Origin of the sequence: Algoriphagus halophilus (assembly GCF_041729275.1) — a bacterium.
GTDB lineage: Bacteria > Bacteroidota > Bacteroidia > Cytophagales > Cyclobacteriaceae > Algoriphagus > Algoriphagus halophilus_A.
This window is the reverse complement of record NZ_CP146486.1, coordinates 2,614,238-2,631,765: the sequence shown is the minus strand read 5'-3', so window position 1 is coordinate 2,631,765 and position 17,528 is coordinate 2,614,238. Positions and strand designations below refer to the sequence as shown.

The 17,528-nt window shown below is 38.8% G+C and carries 18 protein-coding genes and 2 pseudogenes; 13 read left to right on the top strand and 7 right to left on the bottom strand.

Annotated elements, in window-relative coordinates; translation table 11 throughout:
- From V8V91_RS14055 to V8V91_RS14000, 12 genes and pseudogenes are all read left to right on the top strand, one after another.
- Positions 1 to 1,011 carry an exopolysaccharide biosynthesis protein gene (locus V8V91_RS14055; RefSeq protein WP_373395657.1) on the top strand — a complete coding sequence of 337 codons (1,011 nt, stop codon included), beginning with the start codon at positions 1 to 3 and terminating at the stop codon, positions 1,009 to 1,011.
- Positions 1,012 to 1,146: 135 nt separating this feature from the next.
- Positions 1,147 to 2,265 carry an oligosaccharide flippase family protein gene (locus tag V8V91_RS14050; RefSeq protein WP_373395656.1) on the top strand — a complete coding sequence of 373 codons (1,119 nt, stop codon included), beginning with the start codon at positions 1,147 to 1,149 and terminating at the stop codon, positions 2,263 to 2,265.
- Between the two features lie 87 nt (positions 2,266 to 2,352).
- Entirely contained in the window at positions 2,353 to 2,676 is a 324-nt protein-coding gene (locus V8V91_RS14045; RefSeq protein WP_373395654.1) for a glycosyltransferase family 2 protein, read from the top strand.
- Entirely contained in the window at positions 2,673 to 3,164 is a 492-nt protein-coding gene (locus V8V91_RS14040) for a hypothetical protein (RefSeq protein WP_373395653.1), read from the top strand. Before V8V91_RS14045 ends, V8V91_RS14040 begins: the two co-directional genes overlap by 4 nt.
- Positions 3,165 to 3,274: 110 nt before the next feature.
- A complete protein-coding gene (locus V8V91_RS14035) occupies positions 3,275 to 3,967 on the top strand; it encodes a hypothetical protein (protein ID WP_373395652.1) in 693 nt (230 codons plus the stop codon).
- Positions 3,949 to 4,677 carry a hypothetical protein gene (locus V8V91_RS14030; protein ID WP_373395651.1) on the top strand — a complete coding sequence of 243 codons (729 nt, stop codon included), beginning with the start codon at positions 3,949 to 3,951 and terminating at the stop codon, positions 4,675 to 4,677. Before V8V91_RS14035 ends, V8V91_RS14030 begins: the two co-directional genes overlap by 19 nt.
- A gap of 159 nt (positions 4,678 to 4,836) precedes the next feature.
- Entirely contained in the window at positions 4,837 to 5,226 is a 390-nt protein-coding gene (locus V8V91_RS14025; RefSeq protein ID WP_373395650.1) for a hypothetical protein, read from the top strand.
- Positions 5,184 to 5,966 (top strand): glycosyltransferase family 4 protein, encoded by a 783-nt coding sequence (locus V8V91_RS14020; protein WP_373395649.1) that lies wholly within the window; start codon positions 5,184 to 5,186, stop codon positions 5,964 to 5,966. The genes V8V91_RS14025 and V8V91_RS14020 overlap by 43 nt, the downstream gene beginning before the upstream one ends.
- Entirely contained in the window at positions 5,963 to 6,862 is a 900-nt protein-coding gene (locus V8V91_RS14015; protein ID WP_373395648.1) for a class I SAM-dependent methyltransferase, read from the top strand. Before V8V91_RS14020 ends, V8V91_RS14015 begins: the two co-directional genes overlap by 4 nt.
- Positions 6,855 to 8,015, top strand: a complete 1,161-nt coding sequence (locus V8V91_RS14010) for a glycosyltransferase family 4 protein (protein WP_373395647.1) — start codon at positions 6,855 to 6,857, stop codon at positions 8,013 to 8,015. Before V8V91_RS14015 ends, V8V91_RS14010 begins: the two co-directional genes overlap by 8 nt.
- Positions 7,991 to 9,201, top strand: a pseudogene (locus tag V8V91_RS14005) (glycosyltransferase). Before V8V91_RS14010 ends, V8V91_RS14005 begins: the two are co-directional and overlap by 25 nt.
- Before the next feature lie 50 nt (positions 9,202 to 9,251).
- Entirely contained in the window at positions 9,252 to 9,665 is a 414-nt protein-coding gene (locus tag V8V91_RS14000; RefSeq protein WP_373395645.1) for an OsmC family protein, read from the top strand.
- Positions 9,666 to 9,767: 102 nt separating this feature from the next.
- Here V8V91_RS14000 and rlmF read toward each other — a convergent pair.
- The 4 genes and pseudogenes from rlmF to V8V91_RS13980 all read right to left on the bottom strand — a co-directional run bounded on the left by rlmF (position 9,768) and on the right by V8V91_RS13980 (position 13,537).
- A pseudogene (gene rlmF, locus V8V91_RS13995) lies at positions 9,768 to 10,627 on the bottom strand (23S rRNA (adenine(1618)-N(6))-methyltransferase RlmF).
- A gap of 214 nt (positions 10,628 to 10,841) precedes the next feature.
- Positions 10,842 to 11,333: a CIA30 family protein gene (locus V8V91_RS13990; protein ID WP_373395644.1), complete on the bottom strand. Its 492-nt coding sequence runs from the start codon at positions 11,331 to 11,333 to the stop codon at positions 10,842 to 10,844.
- Between the two features lie 75 nt (positions 11,334 to 11,408).
- The gene (locus V8V91_RS13985) at positions 11,409 to 12,140 is read right to left on the bottom strand and encodes an SIMPL domain-containing protein (RefSeq protein ID WP_373395643.1); all 732 of its coding nucleotides are present in this window, start codon (positions 12,138 to 12,140) and stop codon (positions 11,409 to 11,411) included.
- A 101-nt stretch (positions 12,141 to 12,241) separates the two neighbouring features.
- Positions 12,242 to 13,537 carry a M14 family zinc carboxypeptidase gene (locus tag V8V91_RS13980; protein ID WP_373395641.1) on the bottom strand — a complete coding sequence of 432 codons (1,296 nt, stop codon included), beginning with the start codon at positions 13,535 to 13,537 and terminating at the stop codon, positions 12,242 to 12,244.
- A 275-nt stretch (positions 13,538 to 13,812) separates the two neighbouring features.
- Here V8V91_RS13980 and V8V91_RS13975 point away from each other — a divergent pair, with 275 nt between their 5' ends.
- Positions 13,813 to 14,823 (top strand): dipeptide epimerase, encoded by a 1,011-nt coding sequence (locus tag V8V91_RS13975; RefSeq protein WP_373395638.1) that lies wholly within the window; start codon positions 13,813 to 13,815, stop codon positions 14,821 to 14,823.
- Positions 14,824 to 14,991: 168 nt separating this feature from the next.
- On the opposite strand, the gene V8V91_RS13970 is transcribed toward V8V91_RS13975, so the two are convergent.
- From V8V91_RS13970 to V8V91_RS13960, 3 genes are read right to left on the bottom strand one after another with little or no spacing between them, the layout of a single operon-like run.
- Positions 14,992 to 15,687 carry a response regulator transcription factor gene (locus V8V91_RS13970; protein WP_373395636.1) on the bottom strand — a complete coding sequence of 232 codons (696 nt, stop codon included), beginning with the start codon at positions 15,685 to 15,687 and terminating at the stop codon, positions 14,992 to 14,994.
- On the bottom strand, positions 15,684 to 16,124 hold the full coding sequence (locus V8V91_RS13965; RefSeq protein ID WP_373395635.1) for a sensor histidine kinase: 441 nt from the start codon (positions 16,122 to 16,124) through the stop codon (positions 15,684 to 15,686). The genes V8V91_RS13970 and V8V91_RS13965 overlap by 4 nt, the downstream gene beginning before the upstream one ends.
- A complete protein-coding gene (locus tag V8V91_RS13960) occupies positions 16,027 to 17,397 on the bottom strand; it encodes a histidine kinase dimerization/phospho-acceptor domain-containing protein (RefSeq protein ID WP_373395633.1) in 1,371 nt (456 codons plus the stop codon). Before V8V91_RS13960 ends, V8V91_RS13965 begins: the two co-directional genes overlap by 98 nt.
- Positions 17,398 to 17,528: the final 131 nt, after the last annotated feature.

The following is a 17,528-nucleotide window of genomic DNA, read 5'->3' as shown; positions in this document are numbered from 1 at the left end:
ATGGCAGGAGGAAAGCACTTTTCGGAAAATCAATTTACACTAAAGGAAGTATTTCAAAACTTTTCCAGTTGGATCGCCTATTTCCTTTCACAATGGAAAATTTTGATCTTAGCAGGGATTATTGGGATGGTTCTTGGTGCACTGGTTTCCATTTTTAAAAAACCGATTTTCAATGCTAGTACCTCTTTTGTATTAGAAGAAGGAGATGCAGCTAGCATGGGGCAAATGTCGGGATTGGCATCCTTGGTGGGAGTAAATTTAGGATCCTTAGGAAGCACTAGTGGTTTGTTTCAGGGAGATAATATCATGGAACTGTACCGCTCGGATAGAATGCTAGACGATGCCTTACTCAGTCCATTCAATGAAAATGAACTCTTAATTGATCGTTTTATAGCATTTGAAGAGATTGATAAAAAATGGGCCTCAAAAGTAGATATCCCGTCCATGGATTTTTCTATTAACCGGGAGGACTTTACAGTATCTCAGGATTCAGTCGTCAAAGAAGTAGCAAAGCTTATTCGCGAAAATCAACTGAGTGTGACCAAGCCCGATAGAAAGTTGAGTATAATCCAGGTAACGGTATCTTCAAAGGATGAATTGTATGCCAAAGTATTCAACGAGCGCTTAGTTGAAAATGTCAATGAGTTTTACAAGGAGACAAAGACAAAGAAGACCAGTGAGAACTTAGCCATTTTACAATCTCAGGCAGATTCTGTGAGAGCTATTTTGGATGAAAGTATTGGTGCTTATGCCACTGCCACTGATAAAGTTCCCAATGCGAATCCATTGTTGAGTTCTGCCACCATAGAAAGTAAAAAGAGGCAAATTGATGTTCAGGCAACTGGGGCTGTTTATGAGGAAATCGTAAAAAATTTGGAGATTGCAAAAGTAAATCACCGTAATAACTCTCCCTTAATACAAATTATTGATTCACCAAGATTGCCGTTGGAGCGAACGGAGATACGATTGGTTAAAGGAATGTTTTTGGATGTGCAATTGTTGGGATGTTGACCCTATTGGTGGTGTATTTCCGCCGATTGTATCAGAAGCATGTGCAGGAAAGCTAAATGAAAAGCTGGCATGTTTGAAAAATTATTACTCCTTCCGATCGGCAATATTATCAGGAACAAATCCATTCAAAATTTTTTGTTTTTAGCAATTATTCAATCTTCTAATGTCCTGATTTCCATTATTAGCATGCCTTTGCTTATACAAAGTATTGGGGTCGATCAATTTGGGTTGGTAAACCTTTCACTTGCGGTAATTATCTTATTGAATATTTTGGTAGGCTTTGGGTACAATCTAAGTGCCCCACGTGAAGTTGCGATCAATCAAGGAGACAAGACTGCTTTATCTCATTTGGTGTCCAATGTGTTTTCTGCCAAAATCTTATTGGCTACTATCGCCACGTTAATTATTCTGATTTCGGTATTTGGATTGAACTTATTCAAAGAGTACCAGATGATTTTGGTTTTTTCCTCTTTAATGTTGTTTTCTGAAGCCACTCTTCCACTTTGGTTTTTCCAAGGGATGGAGAAAATGAAGTTGATCAGCATTGCCAATATTTTTAGTAAGCTGCTATTCTTGATGGGGATCGTCTTATTTATTCACAATCCAGGTCAAAGCAGATGGGTGAATTTTATGATGGGATTCTTCGGTTTATCCATCAATATTTTTCTGCTCTTTTACATCCATACTTTTATGGGGGTTAGAGTGTATCGACCTGAGTTTTCAGCGATTCGAAAAAGCTTAAAAGATAATATTCTATTATTCTTTAGTAATTTGGCTAGCCATATTTCAATCAATGGAGGATTGATAATTCTAAGTTTCTTCTCCGTGGCCGAGACCCTGGGGATGTATTCTTTGGCAGAGCGTGTAGTGATGGTGTTGAGAATGTTTCCTGCATTGATCATACAGGCGATTTACCCGAATGCAGCCAAATTATATAAAAGTGATGAGGCCGGATTTTATAAATTTTTGAGAAGTGTTTATTTCAGGGTACTCGCTTTTGGAGCATTTTTGGCAGGTGCAACCTATTTGACGGCTCCTTGGACGATTCAAGTACTTTCAAGATCTGAGTTGATTGAATCAGTTACATATCTTCAATTGTTGGCCTTGGTTCCATTCTTGGCTTGCCTTAACATTGCCAATGTAATCATGATGTTGGTAGCTGATCTCAAGAATCTGTTGTTTAAAGCCTCTTGGATGATGTGTTTGTACATGATTGTAGCGGCTACTATTTTGACCTCAATGATGGGGGTGTAGGTGTGTGTATTGCCATTATTTCAACGGAGGTAATTGTCTTTTTAATTTGCATGGTGTTGTTGTATCAAAATAATAGAAAACTGATCCATGGCTTTTATACCTGAACCTTCGGTAGCTATTGTATTAGTAAACTGGAACGGGTTTGAGTTTACCGAAGCCTGTTTGCAATCGCTTCAGCATCTTAAATTTCCTGATTACAAAATAATTGTAGTAGATAATGCGTCAGAAAATCAGGAAGGAAGCCGTCTGAAAGCAGCATATCCGGATATTCATTTGATTCAAAACGAGCAAAACTTGGGATTCACAGGTGGCAATAATGTAGGAATCAGGAAAGCTTTAGAAGATGGATATTCTCATATCATGTTGTTGAATAATGATACGGAGGTTGAGTCTGATTTTTGGGAGAAATGATCCGAAGGTTTCAGTCAAATTCCCAGTTGGGAATGGTTCAGCCCTTGATCTGTTTTCTACATGAAAAAGACCAAATCTGGAGCGCGGGAGGGAAATGGAATTCTTTTCTGGGTAGGGCAATTACCTTAGGTGACAGGGAATTTCTATCGAATTCCAACGTTGCTGATCGTCCTTTGGATTGGGCTACAGGATGCTGTATGCTGGTGACAAGGGAAGCATTATTGAAAGTCGGATTACTGAATGAGGGGTATTTTGCGTATTTCGAAGATGTAGAATGGTCCTTACGATTTCTAGAAAATGGATATGGGATTGCGCTGGCCTCCAAAGCAAAAATTTATCATGAAGCTGGGGCCTCCTCCAAAAAAGCATTCGGAAGGTACGTTGAGTGCGCGAGTGTTCTATCTGCATGTAAGAAACCAGTTATTCCTACTAAGAAGTGCCTGTTCTGGATTGGAGAAACCTTTTGCTTTTGCCTATCATATAAGTAGGTTCTTATTATGGATGGGATATTTTTTATTCGGGGTAGGTTTCAGAAATTAAAATCTGTGGCAAGAGGGATCAAAGATGGGTTCAAATTTCCATTACAAAATCCAATGCAATGGCCTTGATTCTTTTTATTTTAATTGTCTTTGTGGTCGCGGCAGGTCTATTCTGGGTGGTTCAGGAAGTTGCGTTTAAAGGAAACTGGCAATACTTTATCTATTTCCTTATCGGATTGTTGCCTTTTTATATTACCACTTTGAGTTTGGTGTATCTGACTACTGGCTCCAGTTCATTGGTGGGAGTTTTTCAAGTGTTGAAAGAAGCAATCGTACTTTTAGCTTTATTCTCCTTTATATTTTTTCGAAAGAATATCTTCGAATACCCTTTTCGATTACAATCGGTAGATTGGTTTATGTTGGCGTTTTTGGCTCTGGGAAGTATCTATTTAGTTCTTCCTTTGGGACAGGCCTCTTTTATTAACAAAGCCCTTTATTTTAAGGGAATGCTGATTCCCGGAATTGTCTACTTTTTGGGGAGGAATACCACCTTCAACCAGGATGAGATTCGAGGTTTATTTCAGATGATTTTTGCCATCGCTATCGGGGCTTTCCTAGTCAATTTGTTTGAAAATTATCTGCTGAATGCCCATTTGCAGCAATACACGGGATATGCGCTGTACAATCATGCTATCAATGATATTGATCCAACTGGAAATTTTGGATTGACTTGGACATTTGAAACTCAGGCCGTGACCAAGCGTTTGGCAAGTTTTTTTCAGATCCATTGGAAATGGCCAGCTCTGTGCTGATGGGGTTTGCTGCTGGCTTAATTTGGTTTTTGACCAGTAAAAAGGAATATAATTGGTTGTACATCTTAGTAATGATTTGCTCTTTGGGAAGTCTGGTGTTTTCAGCTTCTCGAGCTGCATTTGGAGCTTTCTTCGTGATGATCTTCTTCTTGGCTTTGGTGTTTGGCCTGTATAAGTTGATTGCCGCTGGATTTTTAAGTTTGTTAGCCTTTGGAGTCTATGTGATCTTCTTTGCTTCTGATGACTTTTACTTTTTTGTGGTGGATACCTTAACATTTGAAAATACTTCAAGTATTGGCCACGTGGTAGAATGGTTATTGGCATTGGATTCCATGATAGGAAACCCTTTTGGAATTGGACTGGCGATGAGTGGGAATGCTGGTAGTGTCTCAGATGAACTTCGTGTTGGAGGCGAAAATCAGTTTTTAATTTATGGGGTACAATTAGGATGGTTGGGCATGATTTTATATATCTTGACACTAGCATCCTCAGTTATATTGAGTTTGCGTGTTTTCTATCGATCTGATAATACCATGGATGCCCGGATAGCATTTGTAGCAGCAGCTGTGAAAGTAGGGTTGTTATTGCCTCTTTTTACCGCCAATGCTGAAATGTATACCTATGTTGCCTGGACTACCTGGTGGATGGCAGGGTATTCAGTTCATGCCTACAGCAGATTAAAAGTGGAGCAAAGAATGATACTTGGATAAAATAGATTTTACAATTTTGAATGGGAGTGTGTGCAATTATTCTCCTTGGTCGGTTTATTGCTTTATTCAGAATGGTTATAAGACTACTGAGTACATGTTCAAAGTATCCCCAACTATTTTTTCCTCCAAAATCTCTAAATTCGAGTCAAAATCAATCCTTTGAAAGTACTTTTAGACTTACAATATCTTAATGTAGCTACTACAGGCATCAAGACCTACATGATGGAATTGGCCCAAGCTGCGGTAGACTATCCGCATCCTGAAATAGAATGGATATTTTCCCATGATCCAAAATCCCAGGCTGCTGATCAGACTTTTAAAAATCCTGAATCCAAATTTCAGCGTCTGAATTATCATTTGGATTACTTTCGATGGAAAGAGTTTCAACTTCCTGATTTAGTCAAGAAGGTTCAACCGGATATCTTAATCTGTCCTGATTTTGTTTCACCTGCTGCTAGTTTACCTTGCAAACGACTTACTGTCATTCATGATGCTTTTTTTGGCAGATGCCCCAAAATTACCCGCTTTGGTGGAGGAAGTATTTTCTAAGCTTAATCCGAAAGGGATTAAAAGAGGGTACAAAAATTATCACGACTACAGAATACTCTAAAAAGACTTTGGTCAAGTATTTTGGAAATAGTCTTCCGATCCATGTGATTTACCAGAGCCCCAAAAGTATCAGTAAGGAAGAGGATCAGTTTCTGATTAAAAAATACTCATTGGACCGAACTCCTTATTTTCTGCATGTAGGAACTTTTGATAAGCGAAAGAATTTACGGCTTTTGGTAGAAGCATTTGAGGCGTTTTTGAAAATTCAGGAAGAAGAATTCAAATTGGTTCTTGCTGGAGGACCTGGGCAAAGCGTCCAAATGAATGATTATCCTTTGATTGAAAGACTAATTCTTGAAAAAGGGTTGGAAGATCGGGTGATTTTGCCGGGATATATCTCAGATGCACAGATCAGGAGTTTATATCAACATGCTTTAGCCTATGTTTTTCCTTCTGAAAATGAGGGCTTTGGAATACCAATTCTAGAGGCGATGCGAGAGGGGATTCCGGTCATACATTCAGATCAGGAGGCCTTAATGGAAGTAAGTGGATCAGCGGGAATTGCATTCAAGACCGGTGATTTATCAGATTTGGCAGAAAAAATGATACTTTTGGGCCGGGAAAAGGCATTTCGGGAAGAATTGGTCAAAAAAGGTCTTCAACGAAGCAAAGAGTTTTCCCCTCAACATTTTATAGAAGCTTTTCAGCATTTGATTTTGAATGCTGCCCCTAGAATATGAGGCAAATTGCATGTCCAGTCTGCAACCAAGAACCTAATTCATCACCAGAGGAATTTTCAATTATTAATTGCCCTAATTGTCGGGTAAAGTGGACTTTTATTTCTGATGAATTAGATTCAGACGCACTCTATGAAGATGAAGTATATGCAGTGGTGGATAACCGACAATCTGTATTTGAAAAGCTGATTTTTCGTGAAGCTCGAAAAGTCTTAAACAAAGCAAGATATTTACTTAGTCCAGCTCAAAATAAGTTATTGGACTTTGGATGTGGAAAAGGGCAATTTTTAGCAGAGGCCAAAAAGTTAGGTTGGAATGGTATTGGTATTGAAACTGCCAGGGATAGAGCAGTTTTTGCTGTGGATAAGTATCAAGTGGAAGTGATACAAGAGTTTTATTCTCATGGAAAAGTTACTGGTCAACCATTTGATTTGATTACGCTTAACCATGTCCTAGAGCATCTCCCAGCCCCTATTTCAATGGTTAAGGAGTTGATTAAATCGAATTTGGCTGAAACGGGTCTATTGTATATTGAAGTTCCAAGAACTGATTCCTGGCAGGCAAACATTGCAGGAACCAAGTGGTTACATTGGGATATTCCCAAACATTTAAACCACTGGACGGAATCGGGATTGGTGAAACAGTTTGAGGATGTTGGATACAAGAAAGTAGGAGGAAAATCCTTTTCTATTCATTTGGGAGTATTGGGAATGCTTCAAGCTTTATTCAGCTTATTTGGATATAAAGACCATTTGATTTTGGCATTAAAAAAGAAGAAGACAGTAGGATTAATGCTGGGTGTTGCCCTGTTGACACCTGTTGCTTATTTGATCGAATCTCTTGCTTCCGCTTTTGGAAAATCTGGTATAGTGGGAGTTTATTTTAAGAAGAATGGGTAAGAAGAGAAACGTACTTTTTCTTCAAAGTAGTTCAGAGCTGTATGGTTCTGGCAAAATCTTACTTCAGGTATTGAGGATTTACAAAGATCAAGGGTTGAATCCGGTCGTGGTCATGACTGGAGAGGGTCCTCTTGGTGAATTAATGGAGTCTGAAGGCTTTATCGTAAAAGTTCAAAATCTTGGAATTTTACGAAGGAAGTATGTGAATGCGAAAGGCTTGGTCAACCGATTTTCAAAAAACTACAAAGCTTACCAGTTTTTGAATCAACTACATGAGGAGTTTCAATTTGAATTAGTGTATTCCAATACCCTTGCAGTAATCGTTGGAGCATATTGGGCCAAGAAAAATAAACTTGCTCACATTTGGCATATTCATGAAATAGTCTTGGGTCCAGGTCCACTGGTGAAGTTGCTGGCAAAGATGTTGGATTCCAGTACCCCATATCCGATTGTGGTTTCGGAGGCGGTGAAAAATCATTGGGATACCAAGTTGAAAATGGCGAAACCTGAGGTGATTCACAATGGGATTCCATATGAGGAGTACATGGCTACCTATTCAGATCCCAAAACAGGTTTAGGCTTGCCAGAGGATAAATTGGTGATCACTATGGTGGGGAGGATTAATCCTGGAAAGGGTCAACTTTTCTTTTTAGAAATTGCAAAGCGTATATTGCAGACTTATCCACAATGTCATTTTGTTTTAGTGGGTGATCCTTTTCCTGGATATGAATCAATCCAAGAAGAAATTAAATCCGTAATTAGGGACAATGGATTACAAGAATCCGTTAGTGATTTAGGGTTTCGGAAGGATATTCCGGAAGTTTTAGCAGCAACGGATATTTTTATGTTGCCATCTATATTACCTGATTCTTTTCCCACAGTAATCTTGGAGGCCATGGCTTCTGGCAAGCCAGTAATCGCTACGCAATCTGGTGGAGCAGAGGAAATGGTTGAGCCTGGAAAAACTGGGTTTTTGATTCCGATTGGGGATGTGGAAAAGGGAGTGGAAGCTTTAAAAACGCTGATATTGGATAATGAAAAAATTAAAAGCTTTGGTGAAGCTGGAAGAAGTAAAGTGTTGATTGAATATAATTTGAATACATTTAAGGAAAAAATGCAAAAACACCTATGGAGGCATCTCAACGAAAACTAAAAGTAGCAATCATGGGTGCCAAAGGATATCCTTACGTTTACGGGGGATATGATACCATGGTGAAAGAGCTGGGAGAAAGGTTGGTTTTGAAAGGCGTACACGTTCGAGTGTACAACCATAAAGCCTTGTTTGTAGAGAAACCTAGGTATGTCAATGGAATTGAATGCATCTATACTCCGGCGATTGAGTCAAAGTATTTAACACAACTATCTCATACTTTTTCTCTATGATCCATGCCTGTCTGTCGGATGTAGATGTGATTTTTGTGGTCAATAGTGGAAATGGCCCTTTTGGGTTGATTTCTCGATTTTTCCGAAAAGCTACCTTGATTAATGTAGATGGATTGGAATGGCTACGGCCTAAATGGAGAGGACTAGGATCTAAGTATTTTTTCTGGGCCTCCAAAATGGCAACCAAATATTACGATCGAATTATCAATGATTCGGATGAAATGCAACGGGTATATAAGGAATTATTTAATGCCGAATCTAAAGTAATTGCCTACGGTGCTAATCCAAAAGAGGAAGTAGAACCTTCACCGGTAATGAAATGGGGAGTAGAGCCTCAAGATTACTTTCTGATTGTGGGTAGACTGGTGCCTGATAATAATGCTGATTTAATCATTCAGGGATTTTTAAATTCTGATTCAAAAAGAAAACTGGTGATTGTAGGTGATGTGCCTTACCTAGATGATTATGCTCAGGTGTTAAAAAACATTGAAGATGATCGCTTGTTGTTTTTGGGTTATGTCACTGATCCTACTGATTTAGCTGCTTGGTACACCCATTGTTATGCCTATTTCCATGGACACGAATATGGTGGGACTAATCCTGCGATGCTGAAAGCCTTAGGGTATGGGTGTGCGATCTTAGCATTGGATACTCCTTTCAACCAGGAAATGCTTCAAGAGGGGAAACATGGCTGGTATTTCAAAAAATCAGTGGACTCTGTGAAGGACATTGTCGAGGCTGCAGAAAACAGCCAAGAACGTATGGATTATTTTCGGAAGACCGCTCGAGAGGGATTGGTTAAAAAATATAATTGGGATCATGTCACAGATCAATACCTGGAAGTATTTGAAGAATTGGCTGGTTTTAAAATCGAAAAAGTTTCCACTGAAAAAGAAAACTGGAAGGGGTGGATAATTAATTTGGATCAAAGAGAATGGATTAATTCTGAACTTTGATCTCTAACTTTGGTTTATATAAGCATACTTTTAACCCTAAAAATAAAACCATGATTAGAAAAGCAACGGCCGTTTGGCAAGGATCCGGAAAAGACGGAAAAGGTCATTTGACTACGGCAAGCACAGTTTTAGACAAAACACAATATTCTTTTAAATCACGTTTTGAAGATGGGGTAGGTACCAACCCGGAAGAGTTGGTGGCTGCTGCTCACGCTGGTTGTTTTGCCATGAAATTAAGTTTTAATCTACAGGAAGCAGGCTTTACTGCTACTGAGCTGGATGTTACTTCCAATATTACTTTTGAGGAGGGAACACTTAAGAAATCCCATCTGGTGCTGAAGGCAACAGTGGATGGTGTGACACAAGAAAAGTTTGATGAATTGGTAAAAGATGCAGAAACAAATTGTCCAATTTCCAGAGCGTTGAATATGGAAATCTCTGTGGAGAGTACCCTTAATTCTTAAGGTAATTAACTGGGTAAAGGTGTGTCCCATATCCATAAAATGAAAAAACAGCGAGTGGATTATTCATTCGCTGTTTTTTTATGGATTAGCCTTTATTCCATTTCATCCTCCTCCAGTTTTCCTGCTTTTCGGGAGATAAAAATGTCCAGGCAAGTATTCGGCTCTTTTTATTTCCATGAGCCATATCAATAATTTTTCTCTCTGATACTCTAGCTTTTTCAAAGCTAGGATAAGTTCTTTGAGTTGTTCTTCTTTGCTGACCAAGCTGGTAAACCAAAAGCAATTGTATTTGTATTCCACACTTTCCTTGATCATGGTTTTAATAAACGAAAGTTCTCCTCCTTCACACCATAATTCATTGCTTTGTCCTCCGAAATTTAGAGGTACTTTTTTTGCTACTTTGCCTTTTAAGTTTTTCACTTTTCTTCTACTTCCTGCTTCAGCTTCGGCTTGAGATTCGTGAAAAGGGGGTTGCAAATGGAAATATCGAATACATCATCAGATCGGATAATTCCTTTTAAAATCAGGGCAGTGTTTTCCTGATAGCGAAGGGTGATTTCTTGCTGGAGTTTCGGATTTGAACCCAGGGTTTTTTGAGCCGCCTGCAGAGCCTGGATGTCAATGTCAGTTCCTACAAAGGACCAATCATAAATCGCATTGCCCAAGATGGGATAAATACAGTTTGCTCCAGTTCCAATATCCAGCACATGAACTTTTTCTGGAATAATATCGGCATTGCACTGTGCTAATAAATCAGCCACATGATGAATATAGTCTGCCCTTCCTGGGATAGGAGGGCAAAGGTATCCTTCTGGGATATTCCAATTTGAAATCTGGTAGAAATGCTTTAGTAAAGCTTTGTTGAGTTCCTTTACTGCTTTAGGGTTGGCAAAATCAATACCGAGATCTCCGTATTTATTTTCCGAGACATATTGCTTTAAGGAAGGAAGGGAATGAATCAATGAAGGGAAATCGTAGCGTTCCCGATGGGTATTTCGTGGGTGAAGTCCGGATTTGGTCTTTTCTTGTTTTTTCAATTCAATCTACTTCATGAATATCAAGGCAAATTAGTGTTAATCGACGGGTTTAAGAAGTTATCTAACAAGTAATCTCCACATAAGTCTTGAGATTCAAGAGTAGATTTACTTTTTTTTACTTTCAAAATCGATCAAAAAATCAGTTTAGTTGGATAGACTTTATTTCCAAATGGAATTTTTGTTCCTTTTTATTACCTATCAAAAATGCCAACTCTTCAATCTGATCCTTATCGAAGTTTGGAATCGAAAGTGATCTCCCTCTAAAAGCTGGGTACATAGTAGTGAGTTCAATTTCAATTGTTTCCCATTCTCCGCTGGTTGTAAACTCAGCGATATAGGAATGGCGGTCATAGGAATTTGCTTTGACTCGAAATTGATACTTGTTTCCATCTCCCTTTAATTGGATTCTAATAGTGCTTTGGTCCTGAATTTGAAATGCCTCCCTATATCTCACCGAAGAAAAACCCCCATTATTTTCCAAGGAAACGAAACCTTCAAATACCCCGTTTCCGGATTCATTGACATAGAAATTGCCTGATGATCTTCCTCCCATTACCCCATCATCTACAACCCTCCAGTCTCTTGTAGGTGAATTTTTGTCAAACTGATAAAGGATAATGGTCGAGGACATAAGTAATAATATGATTAAAGCGTTCACATTCTAATAAGGCCTTAATGGGTCTAATTGTTTGAAGCCAACCTTTTCTTAATCCACTTCAAAAACCAGTTTTATGGTAATGGAAGCGGTTTTGTTTTTGTCTGCGGTATTGAATGTACCACCCCAGGAATAGTCCTCCCCGGAATTTTGGCCAGTAATCTGAAAAATACCCATATTCGCTGAAATTAGGTCTCCAAGATCCCCTTTGGAGTTTTCTGCGATGCGCTCAGCTCGTACCCTGGCATCTTCTGTCGCTTTGGCTATCATTTCAAGTTTCAAAGATTCCAGTCCGGTATAATAATACCGTGGAGCTTGTGAATAGAATGCAATCCCCTGATTTAATAACTCTGTGATTTCACGACTGATCTTTTCAACTTTCTCTACTTCTTTAGATTCTATTTTGAGCGATTGATTCAAAGAATAACCATCAAATGTCTGTCCAAGGTATCTTCCAGTTTCGGAATAATTTTGCTGGTATTTTGGGTTGGTCTGAACGGCATTGAAGATCAACTTGTCTGCTGGGATTCCTTTGGATACCAAGTAATCGGACACTAATTTCTTGTCTTTTTCCAAATCCTCGTAAGCAGATTTTAAATCAAAACTTTCTCTGGAAAAATTCCCTTCCCAAACCACTAGGTCTGAAGTGAAGTTACTTTCACCCAAACCGGTCACGTTGATGGTTCCTTGAGGCCTATTTCTATTAATGATTGCATTTCCTAAGACGATCGAGGCAAGGACGATTGCCAAAGCAAATAATATGGAGGACAGGTTCTTATTCATAGGGCTAAAAGTTGCTTTTGATCATGAAATAATACTCACTTGAATCATCAAAAAACCCGCCAATCAGCGGGTTTTAGTACTATGGAAACATTAATTAACAATTAATAGATTCTTTGCTTAAAGTCTTGCTGTTTAGGATTTTCCAAGTCGATCAGATAACCATTGACAATGGCATATTTTAATTCTCCATCTTTAGCTAAATAAAAGTTTGGGGCAGAACCTGTAGTCCATACACTTGGAAAAGAATCCACGCTTTTTAATACCAGAATAGGTAAGGAATGAAGGTCTTTAGATGCTCCATTTTTTACTTTCACTGCCAAATATCCTTGTTTTAATAAGTCTATTGCTTGTTTAAAATCTAATGAGCCAATGTCTTCCAAAGTAGATTCATATACCTTGCCTTCTTCAAACTCAAACTCACTTGCATCAAAAACCTCCGGAGCATAATATACTTGCATATCGCCTAGGTCTTCAATGGAACCAGATACGTAATAACCTCCGGGTACTTCAGATTCTCTCCTTCTGATGATAAGGTCAATTGGATATTTCTTTCCTCCTACCTCAACTAGCATTTCATTGATCATCAAATCTGCCAGTTTGGAATCGTTATCTGGGATTGCAAAATACTCCTCTGTAGTGTACTGTTCGTACCCTTTGGTTGCAATCTGATATAAGGCATCTAAAATGATCATAAAATTGAGTTGGCGGATATACTGCTTATCCGGATCTCCCCAATATCCTCCTGATTCGATCAGAATTGTGCTTGTTCCCCATTTTTGAATGTTATCTCCAAATGCCCTTGGTTCAAATGCGTCATCATACTTTCCTACCTGCCCCGGAACAACTTGTTGAAGGACTTTATTCATACCCACAATAGTCTGCATGGCCCTTTTTCTAACCTCATTCACATCGGTGGCGACATTGTATGCTGGGGCCAAAACGGAAATGGTTGCTTGTTTGTCAGTGCCTTCTACATTGTAATACACTTGCTGATCGTGTAGGTTAAAACCGAATTCTGGTTCGAAATCATCTCTCGCATTCTTTAAAATAATTGCTTCAGGGGAGATTTGAGAGATGGCATCCCTGTTCAAATCAATGTCCAGACTATTTCTTCTTTTGAATGCCTCAGCACCGTCAGGATTAATCATCGGGATGAATTTGATATTCAAATTGCTTCTCAATGTGTTTCTGATTTCCTCATACTCATCTCCACTGCCTTCCAAAAAGTTAAATAAGTCAAAAAGGGCCATGGTAGCAGTGCTTTCATTTCCATGCATTTGTGACCAAAGCATGACTTTGGTTTCCCCATTTCCCCAGTCTAAACTGGAAATACTTCTTCCGTCAATGGAGTTTCCTAGAACTTGTGTTTCAAACTGACTTGCATGTTTTTGAATCAAAGGCTGCAGGTCTTCGTGCTTAAATCTTCGATGGGTGATTGCCGATTCCTTAAAATTATTGAAAGCTGACTCTAAAGTTTCAATAGAAAGTGGTTCGGTAGTATTTTTATTTGCAGTTTTACACCCAATTAGGGAAATTAAAAACAGCAAAAAAATGCGTGTGTAAATGCCCTTTGAAATGCTCATCATGGTTGGATTTTCTTAATAGTGAAGAGTAAAACTAGCCAATGTGATTTAAATAGTATATGTCTTAAGCTCAAAATTTCAAATCGAGAATGAAGCTATCGTATTTTGTAGAAGATCTACCCTTGAAACATACATTTACCATTGCCCATCAAAGTAGGGATATTCAAGATACCTTGATTGTCAAACTGGAAGAGGGTGATTTGGTGGGCTTGGGTGAGTCCACTACCAATCCTTTTTACGGAATGACTGTAGAAAATATGAGTGAGGTACTGGATGCGTTCCGGGGAGTAGTGGAGGGTGGAAGTTGGGAAAGCCCTGAAGAATTATGGGAGCTAGGGAAAACGCATTTTAAGAATAATCCATTTGCCCAATGTGCCCTAGATATGGCTGCTTGGGATTTATATACCAAGAAAAAAGGCAAAAAACTGTATGAATTTTTAATGCTGAACCCTGCGGATATCCCTACCACCAATTTTACCATTGGGATAGATACAGTCACAAAAATGGTCTCGAAAATGAAAGAGGTCCATTGGCCTATTTATAAAATAAAATTGGGGACAACGGAGGATTTAGAAATAGTGCGAGAGTTAAGAAAGCATACGGATGCTATATTTAGAATAGACGCCAATTGTGCATGGACTGCGGATCAGGCCATTGAATATTCGATAGCACTTCAAAAACTAGGGGTGGAATTTATGGAGCAGCCTTTAGGTAAAGATGATTTGGATGGGATGAAGGAAGTGTTCAAATATTCCAAACTACCAGTAATTGCAGATGAGAGTTGCATTGTGGAAAGTGATGTGAAAAAATGCCATGGGCTATTCCATGGTATTAATGTGAAGTTGGTAAAGGCTGGGGGAATTACTCCTGGGCTTAGAATGATCCATGAAGCAAAATCTTTAGGGATGAAAACCATGGTAGGATGCATGACAGAATCTTCTATTGGGATTACTGCCATTGCCCATATCGCTCCTTTACTGGATTATGTGGATATGGATGGTGCCATGTTGTTGGCAAAAGACCCTGCCACGGGAGTGAAGATAACACCAGAAAAAGTAACCTTCCCTGATGGAAATGGAATTGGCGCAAGTTTAGTATAAAACTTGCTTCTAGAATAAAAGAAATGAGGCTGTCTCATAAATAAATTTTGTCACATTGAGCGAAGTCGAAATGTGGTTAATTCGCTCAATTAAGCCTTCGACTCCCTGCCTATCGGAAGGCAGGCGCTCAGGCTGACAAATAGTCGACTTTTGAGAAAGCCTCTTTTTTTAGTCTTCTGAGACGATCAATTTAAAACCTTCTCCGTGAACGGTGATGATTTGAACCTTTGGATCATCTTTGAGTAGTTTTCGAATCTTGCTTAGGTACACATCCATACTACGGGCATTGAAGTAGCTGTCATCTCCCCAGATTTGCTTTAATGCATGACTTCTATTGACCAATTTATTGATTTCGGAAGCCAAAAGTCGGATGAGCTCATTCTCCTTGGAAGTAAGTTTATGTTTGCCTTTTGGTCCCTCAAGGTATTGCTCATCGTAATGAAGAACAAATCCACCAAACTGATAAATTTTTAATGGAGTGACTTCTGTACTTTTTTGGGTTCTTCTTAGGATTGCAGTGACACGAAGCAGCAATTCTTCCATGCTAAATGGCTTGGTGATGTAATCATCTGCTCCGATTTTTAACCCTTCTATAATATCGTCTTTTTGATTTTTTGCAGTCAAAAACAGCACAGGGAGATCCTCTTGTACTTTTTTGATTTCTTTGGCAAGGGTAAAGCCGTCTTTTTTAGGCATCATGATATCCAAAAGGCATAAATCGTATTTACCCTTTTTGAATTTACTCCAACCTTCTTCCCCATCTCTACATAGGGTTGGTTCATAGCCTTTCATTTCTAGATATTCCTGAAGAATATCCCCTAGGTTTGGGTCGTCTTCTACGACCAATAGTTTAGCTTTGCTCATTGCTTTTTGGGTAAAGTTATAGTGAACGTTGTTCCTCTTCCTACTTCACTTTCTACTTGAATGCCTCCCTGATGTGCTTCAAGCATGGTTTTTACATATGATAACCCTAAACCAAATCCTTTCACATCGTGAACGTTTCCGGTAGGAACTCTATAAAACTTATCAAAAATTTTCTTTTGGGCATCCTTTGACATCCCAATCCCATTATCTGTAATCTTAACGATGAACTGATCTTTTTCTTCCGTCGCCTCCATTTTTATGGTTGGCGTGTGTGGAGTGTATTTCAACGCGTTATCCAGTAAATTATTAAAGATGTGAGTTAAATGGAAAGCATCTCCTTCAACTGAAGGTTCTTTTAGCCGATCTGTAAACGAAAGAGTCCCTCCTTTTTTCCACTTGAAGACTGATGTGCTGCATCGTAGATTCCAATAATTCACTCAGATTCAACTCCTCTATTTTTAATTTAAAGTCTTGCTTATCCAGCGCAGCCGCTTGTAAAACTTTCTCTACTTGGGTGGTCAGACGTTTGTTTTCATCTTTGATGATCCCAAGGTAACGCTTCCTGAATTTGTCTTGGGTAGATAATTCAGGGTCTTGTAAAGCTTCTACTGCAAGACTTACTGTAGCTAACGGAGTTTTGAACTCATGAGTCATATTATTGATAAAATCATTTTTGGTATCCGAAAGTGCTTTCTGTCGGATGATGACTTTGATCGCGTAGATGAAACAGAATATGATTACTCCAATAAACAGGATGGAGCTTGAAATTGGAATCCACACTTGACGGATAACATGATAGTTCTTTTCCGGGAAGAAGATATAAAGGAAATTTTCCTTACCAAGGATGTCATTTGGGAAGAGTTTAGCCTTGATTCCGTTTTGAAGTAGGGTACTTTGTTGAGTTACCGGGCCTAATGGTAAAACTTCTCCATTGTCTTTTAAAAGTCCCAATTCAAAAGATTCGGTAATCCCTCTTTCCAAAAGATGGTTTCGTAGAAGCTCCCTTACTTGGAGCGTGTCTAGTCTATCCAAGATTTCTTTTTGCCCTGCCGCTAGTTCATTCCAGGTACGTTCCACCATGTCAATTTTGAAATTGGCTCGACGGATTTTGTCTAGAATATCATCCGAAATATTTATTTCTGTCAATACTTCTGGACCGGGGACAATTTCAACATTAGGCCTAACTCTTGTACTTTCTGCTTTACTTAAGTAGTTGAGTTGTCGTTCTTTTTCTTCTAAAAGAATTTCCATCTCATCCGGAGTAAACATGCTAGAAGCCAGTTCAGGAGTCATATAGGCAAAAAACATTTCCAATTCTTTCAACGCATTCATGTCAAACCCTCTAGATTCAAGGATTCTCCTGAAAGTTGGACTTACTTCCGGTGCTGTTTCATTCAGAAGCGTGTCCACAATAGAAGGTCTATTTCTATAGACGGGGCGTTGCTGGATTTGGAAAGTGATTGGTTCAATTTTTTCAAATAAGGATTCCTGAAAAAGTGAATCTTTCATCAAGTAGCTGAGTAAGACGTCAGAAGTCTCCCCTTTTTCCAATTGCTCTACTGTCCCGGATAACGCCATATACACGTTTTGGTCGAACCGTTCGCGGTTGATCCTTACCGCATTTCTTACCCAATAGTATTGGAATCCCATTAGGCCAAAGCTGGCCAGGGACATCAAAACGATGATAAGAATTATGTTTCCTTTGGACATTTTACAAATTTAGCCTGATTCTTAGGGGTGAAATAGGGCTTAACAATATTTAACTGCTATTAAGGCACAAACGCTTAAGTTTAATTGGAACAATCTGAAATTTGATTCCGTTCTTTAAATTATGATTTCTT

Bases quoted from the DNA above. Each gene is read 5' to 3' on its own strand.
- V8V91_RS14055 (WP_373395657.1), top strand. From the start codon at position 1: ATGGCAGGAGGAAAGCACTTTTCGGAAAATCAATTTACACTAAAGGAA.
- V8V91_RS14020 (WP_373395649.1), top strand. From the start codon at position 5,184: ATGCCCCAAAATTACCCGCTTTGGTGGAGGAAGTATTTTCTAAGCTTA.
- V8V91_RS14010 (WP_373395647.1), top strand. From the start codon at position 6,855: ATGGGTAAGAAGAGAAACGTACTTTTTCTTCAAAGTAGTTCAGAGCTG.
- V8V91_RS14035 (WP_373395652.1), top strand. From the start codon at position 3,275: ATGGCCTTGATTCTTTTTATTTTAATTGTCTTTGTGGTCGCGGCAGGT.
- V8V91_RS14030 (WP_373395651.1), top strand. From the start codon at position 3,949: ATGGCCAGCTCTGTGCTGATGGGGTTTGCTGCTGGCTTAATTTGGTTT.
- V8V91_RS13975 (WP_373395638.1), top strand. From the start codon at position 13,813: ATGAAGCTATCGTATTTTGTAGAAGATCTACCCTTGAAACATACATTT.
- V8V91_RS14015 (WP_373395648.1), top strand. From the start codon at position 5,963: ATGAGGCAAATTGCATGTCCAGTCTGCAACCAAGAACCTAATTCATCA.
- V8V91_RS14000 (WP_373395645.1), top strand. From the start codon at position 9,252: ATGATTAGAAAAGCAACGGCCGTTTGGCAAGGATCCGGAAAAGACGGA.
- V8V91_RS13990 (WP_373395644.1), bottom strand. From the start codon at position 11,333: ATGTCCTCGACCATTATCCTTTATCAGTTTGACAAAAATTCACCTACA.
- V8V91_RS13970 (WP_373395636.1), bottom strand. From the start codon at position 15,687: ATGAGCAAAGCTAAACTATTGGTCGTAGAAGACGACCCAAACCTAGGG.
- V8V91_RS14040 (WP_373395653.1), top strand. From the start codon at position 2,673: ATGATCCGAAGGTTTCAGTCAAATTCCCAGTTGGGAATGGTTCAGCCC.
- V8V91_RS14045 (WP_373395654.1), top strand. From the start codon at position 2,353: ATGGCTTTTATACCTGAACCTTCGGTAGCTATTGTATTAGTAAACTGG.
- V8V91_RS13960 (WP_373395633.1), bottom strand. From the start codon at position 17,397: ATGTCCAAAGGAAACATAATTCTTATCATCGTTTTGATGTCCCTGGCC.
- V8V91_RS13985 (WP_373395643.1), bottom strand. From the start codon at position 12,140: ATGAATAAGAACCTGTCCTCCATATTATTTGCTTTGGCAATCGTCCTT.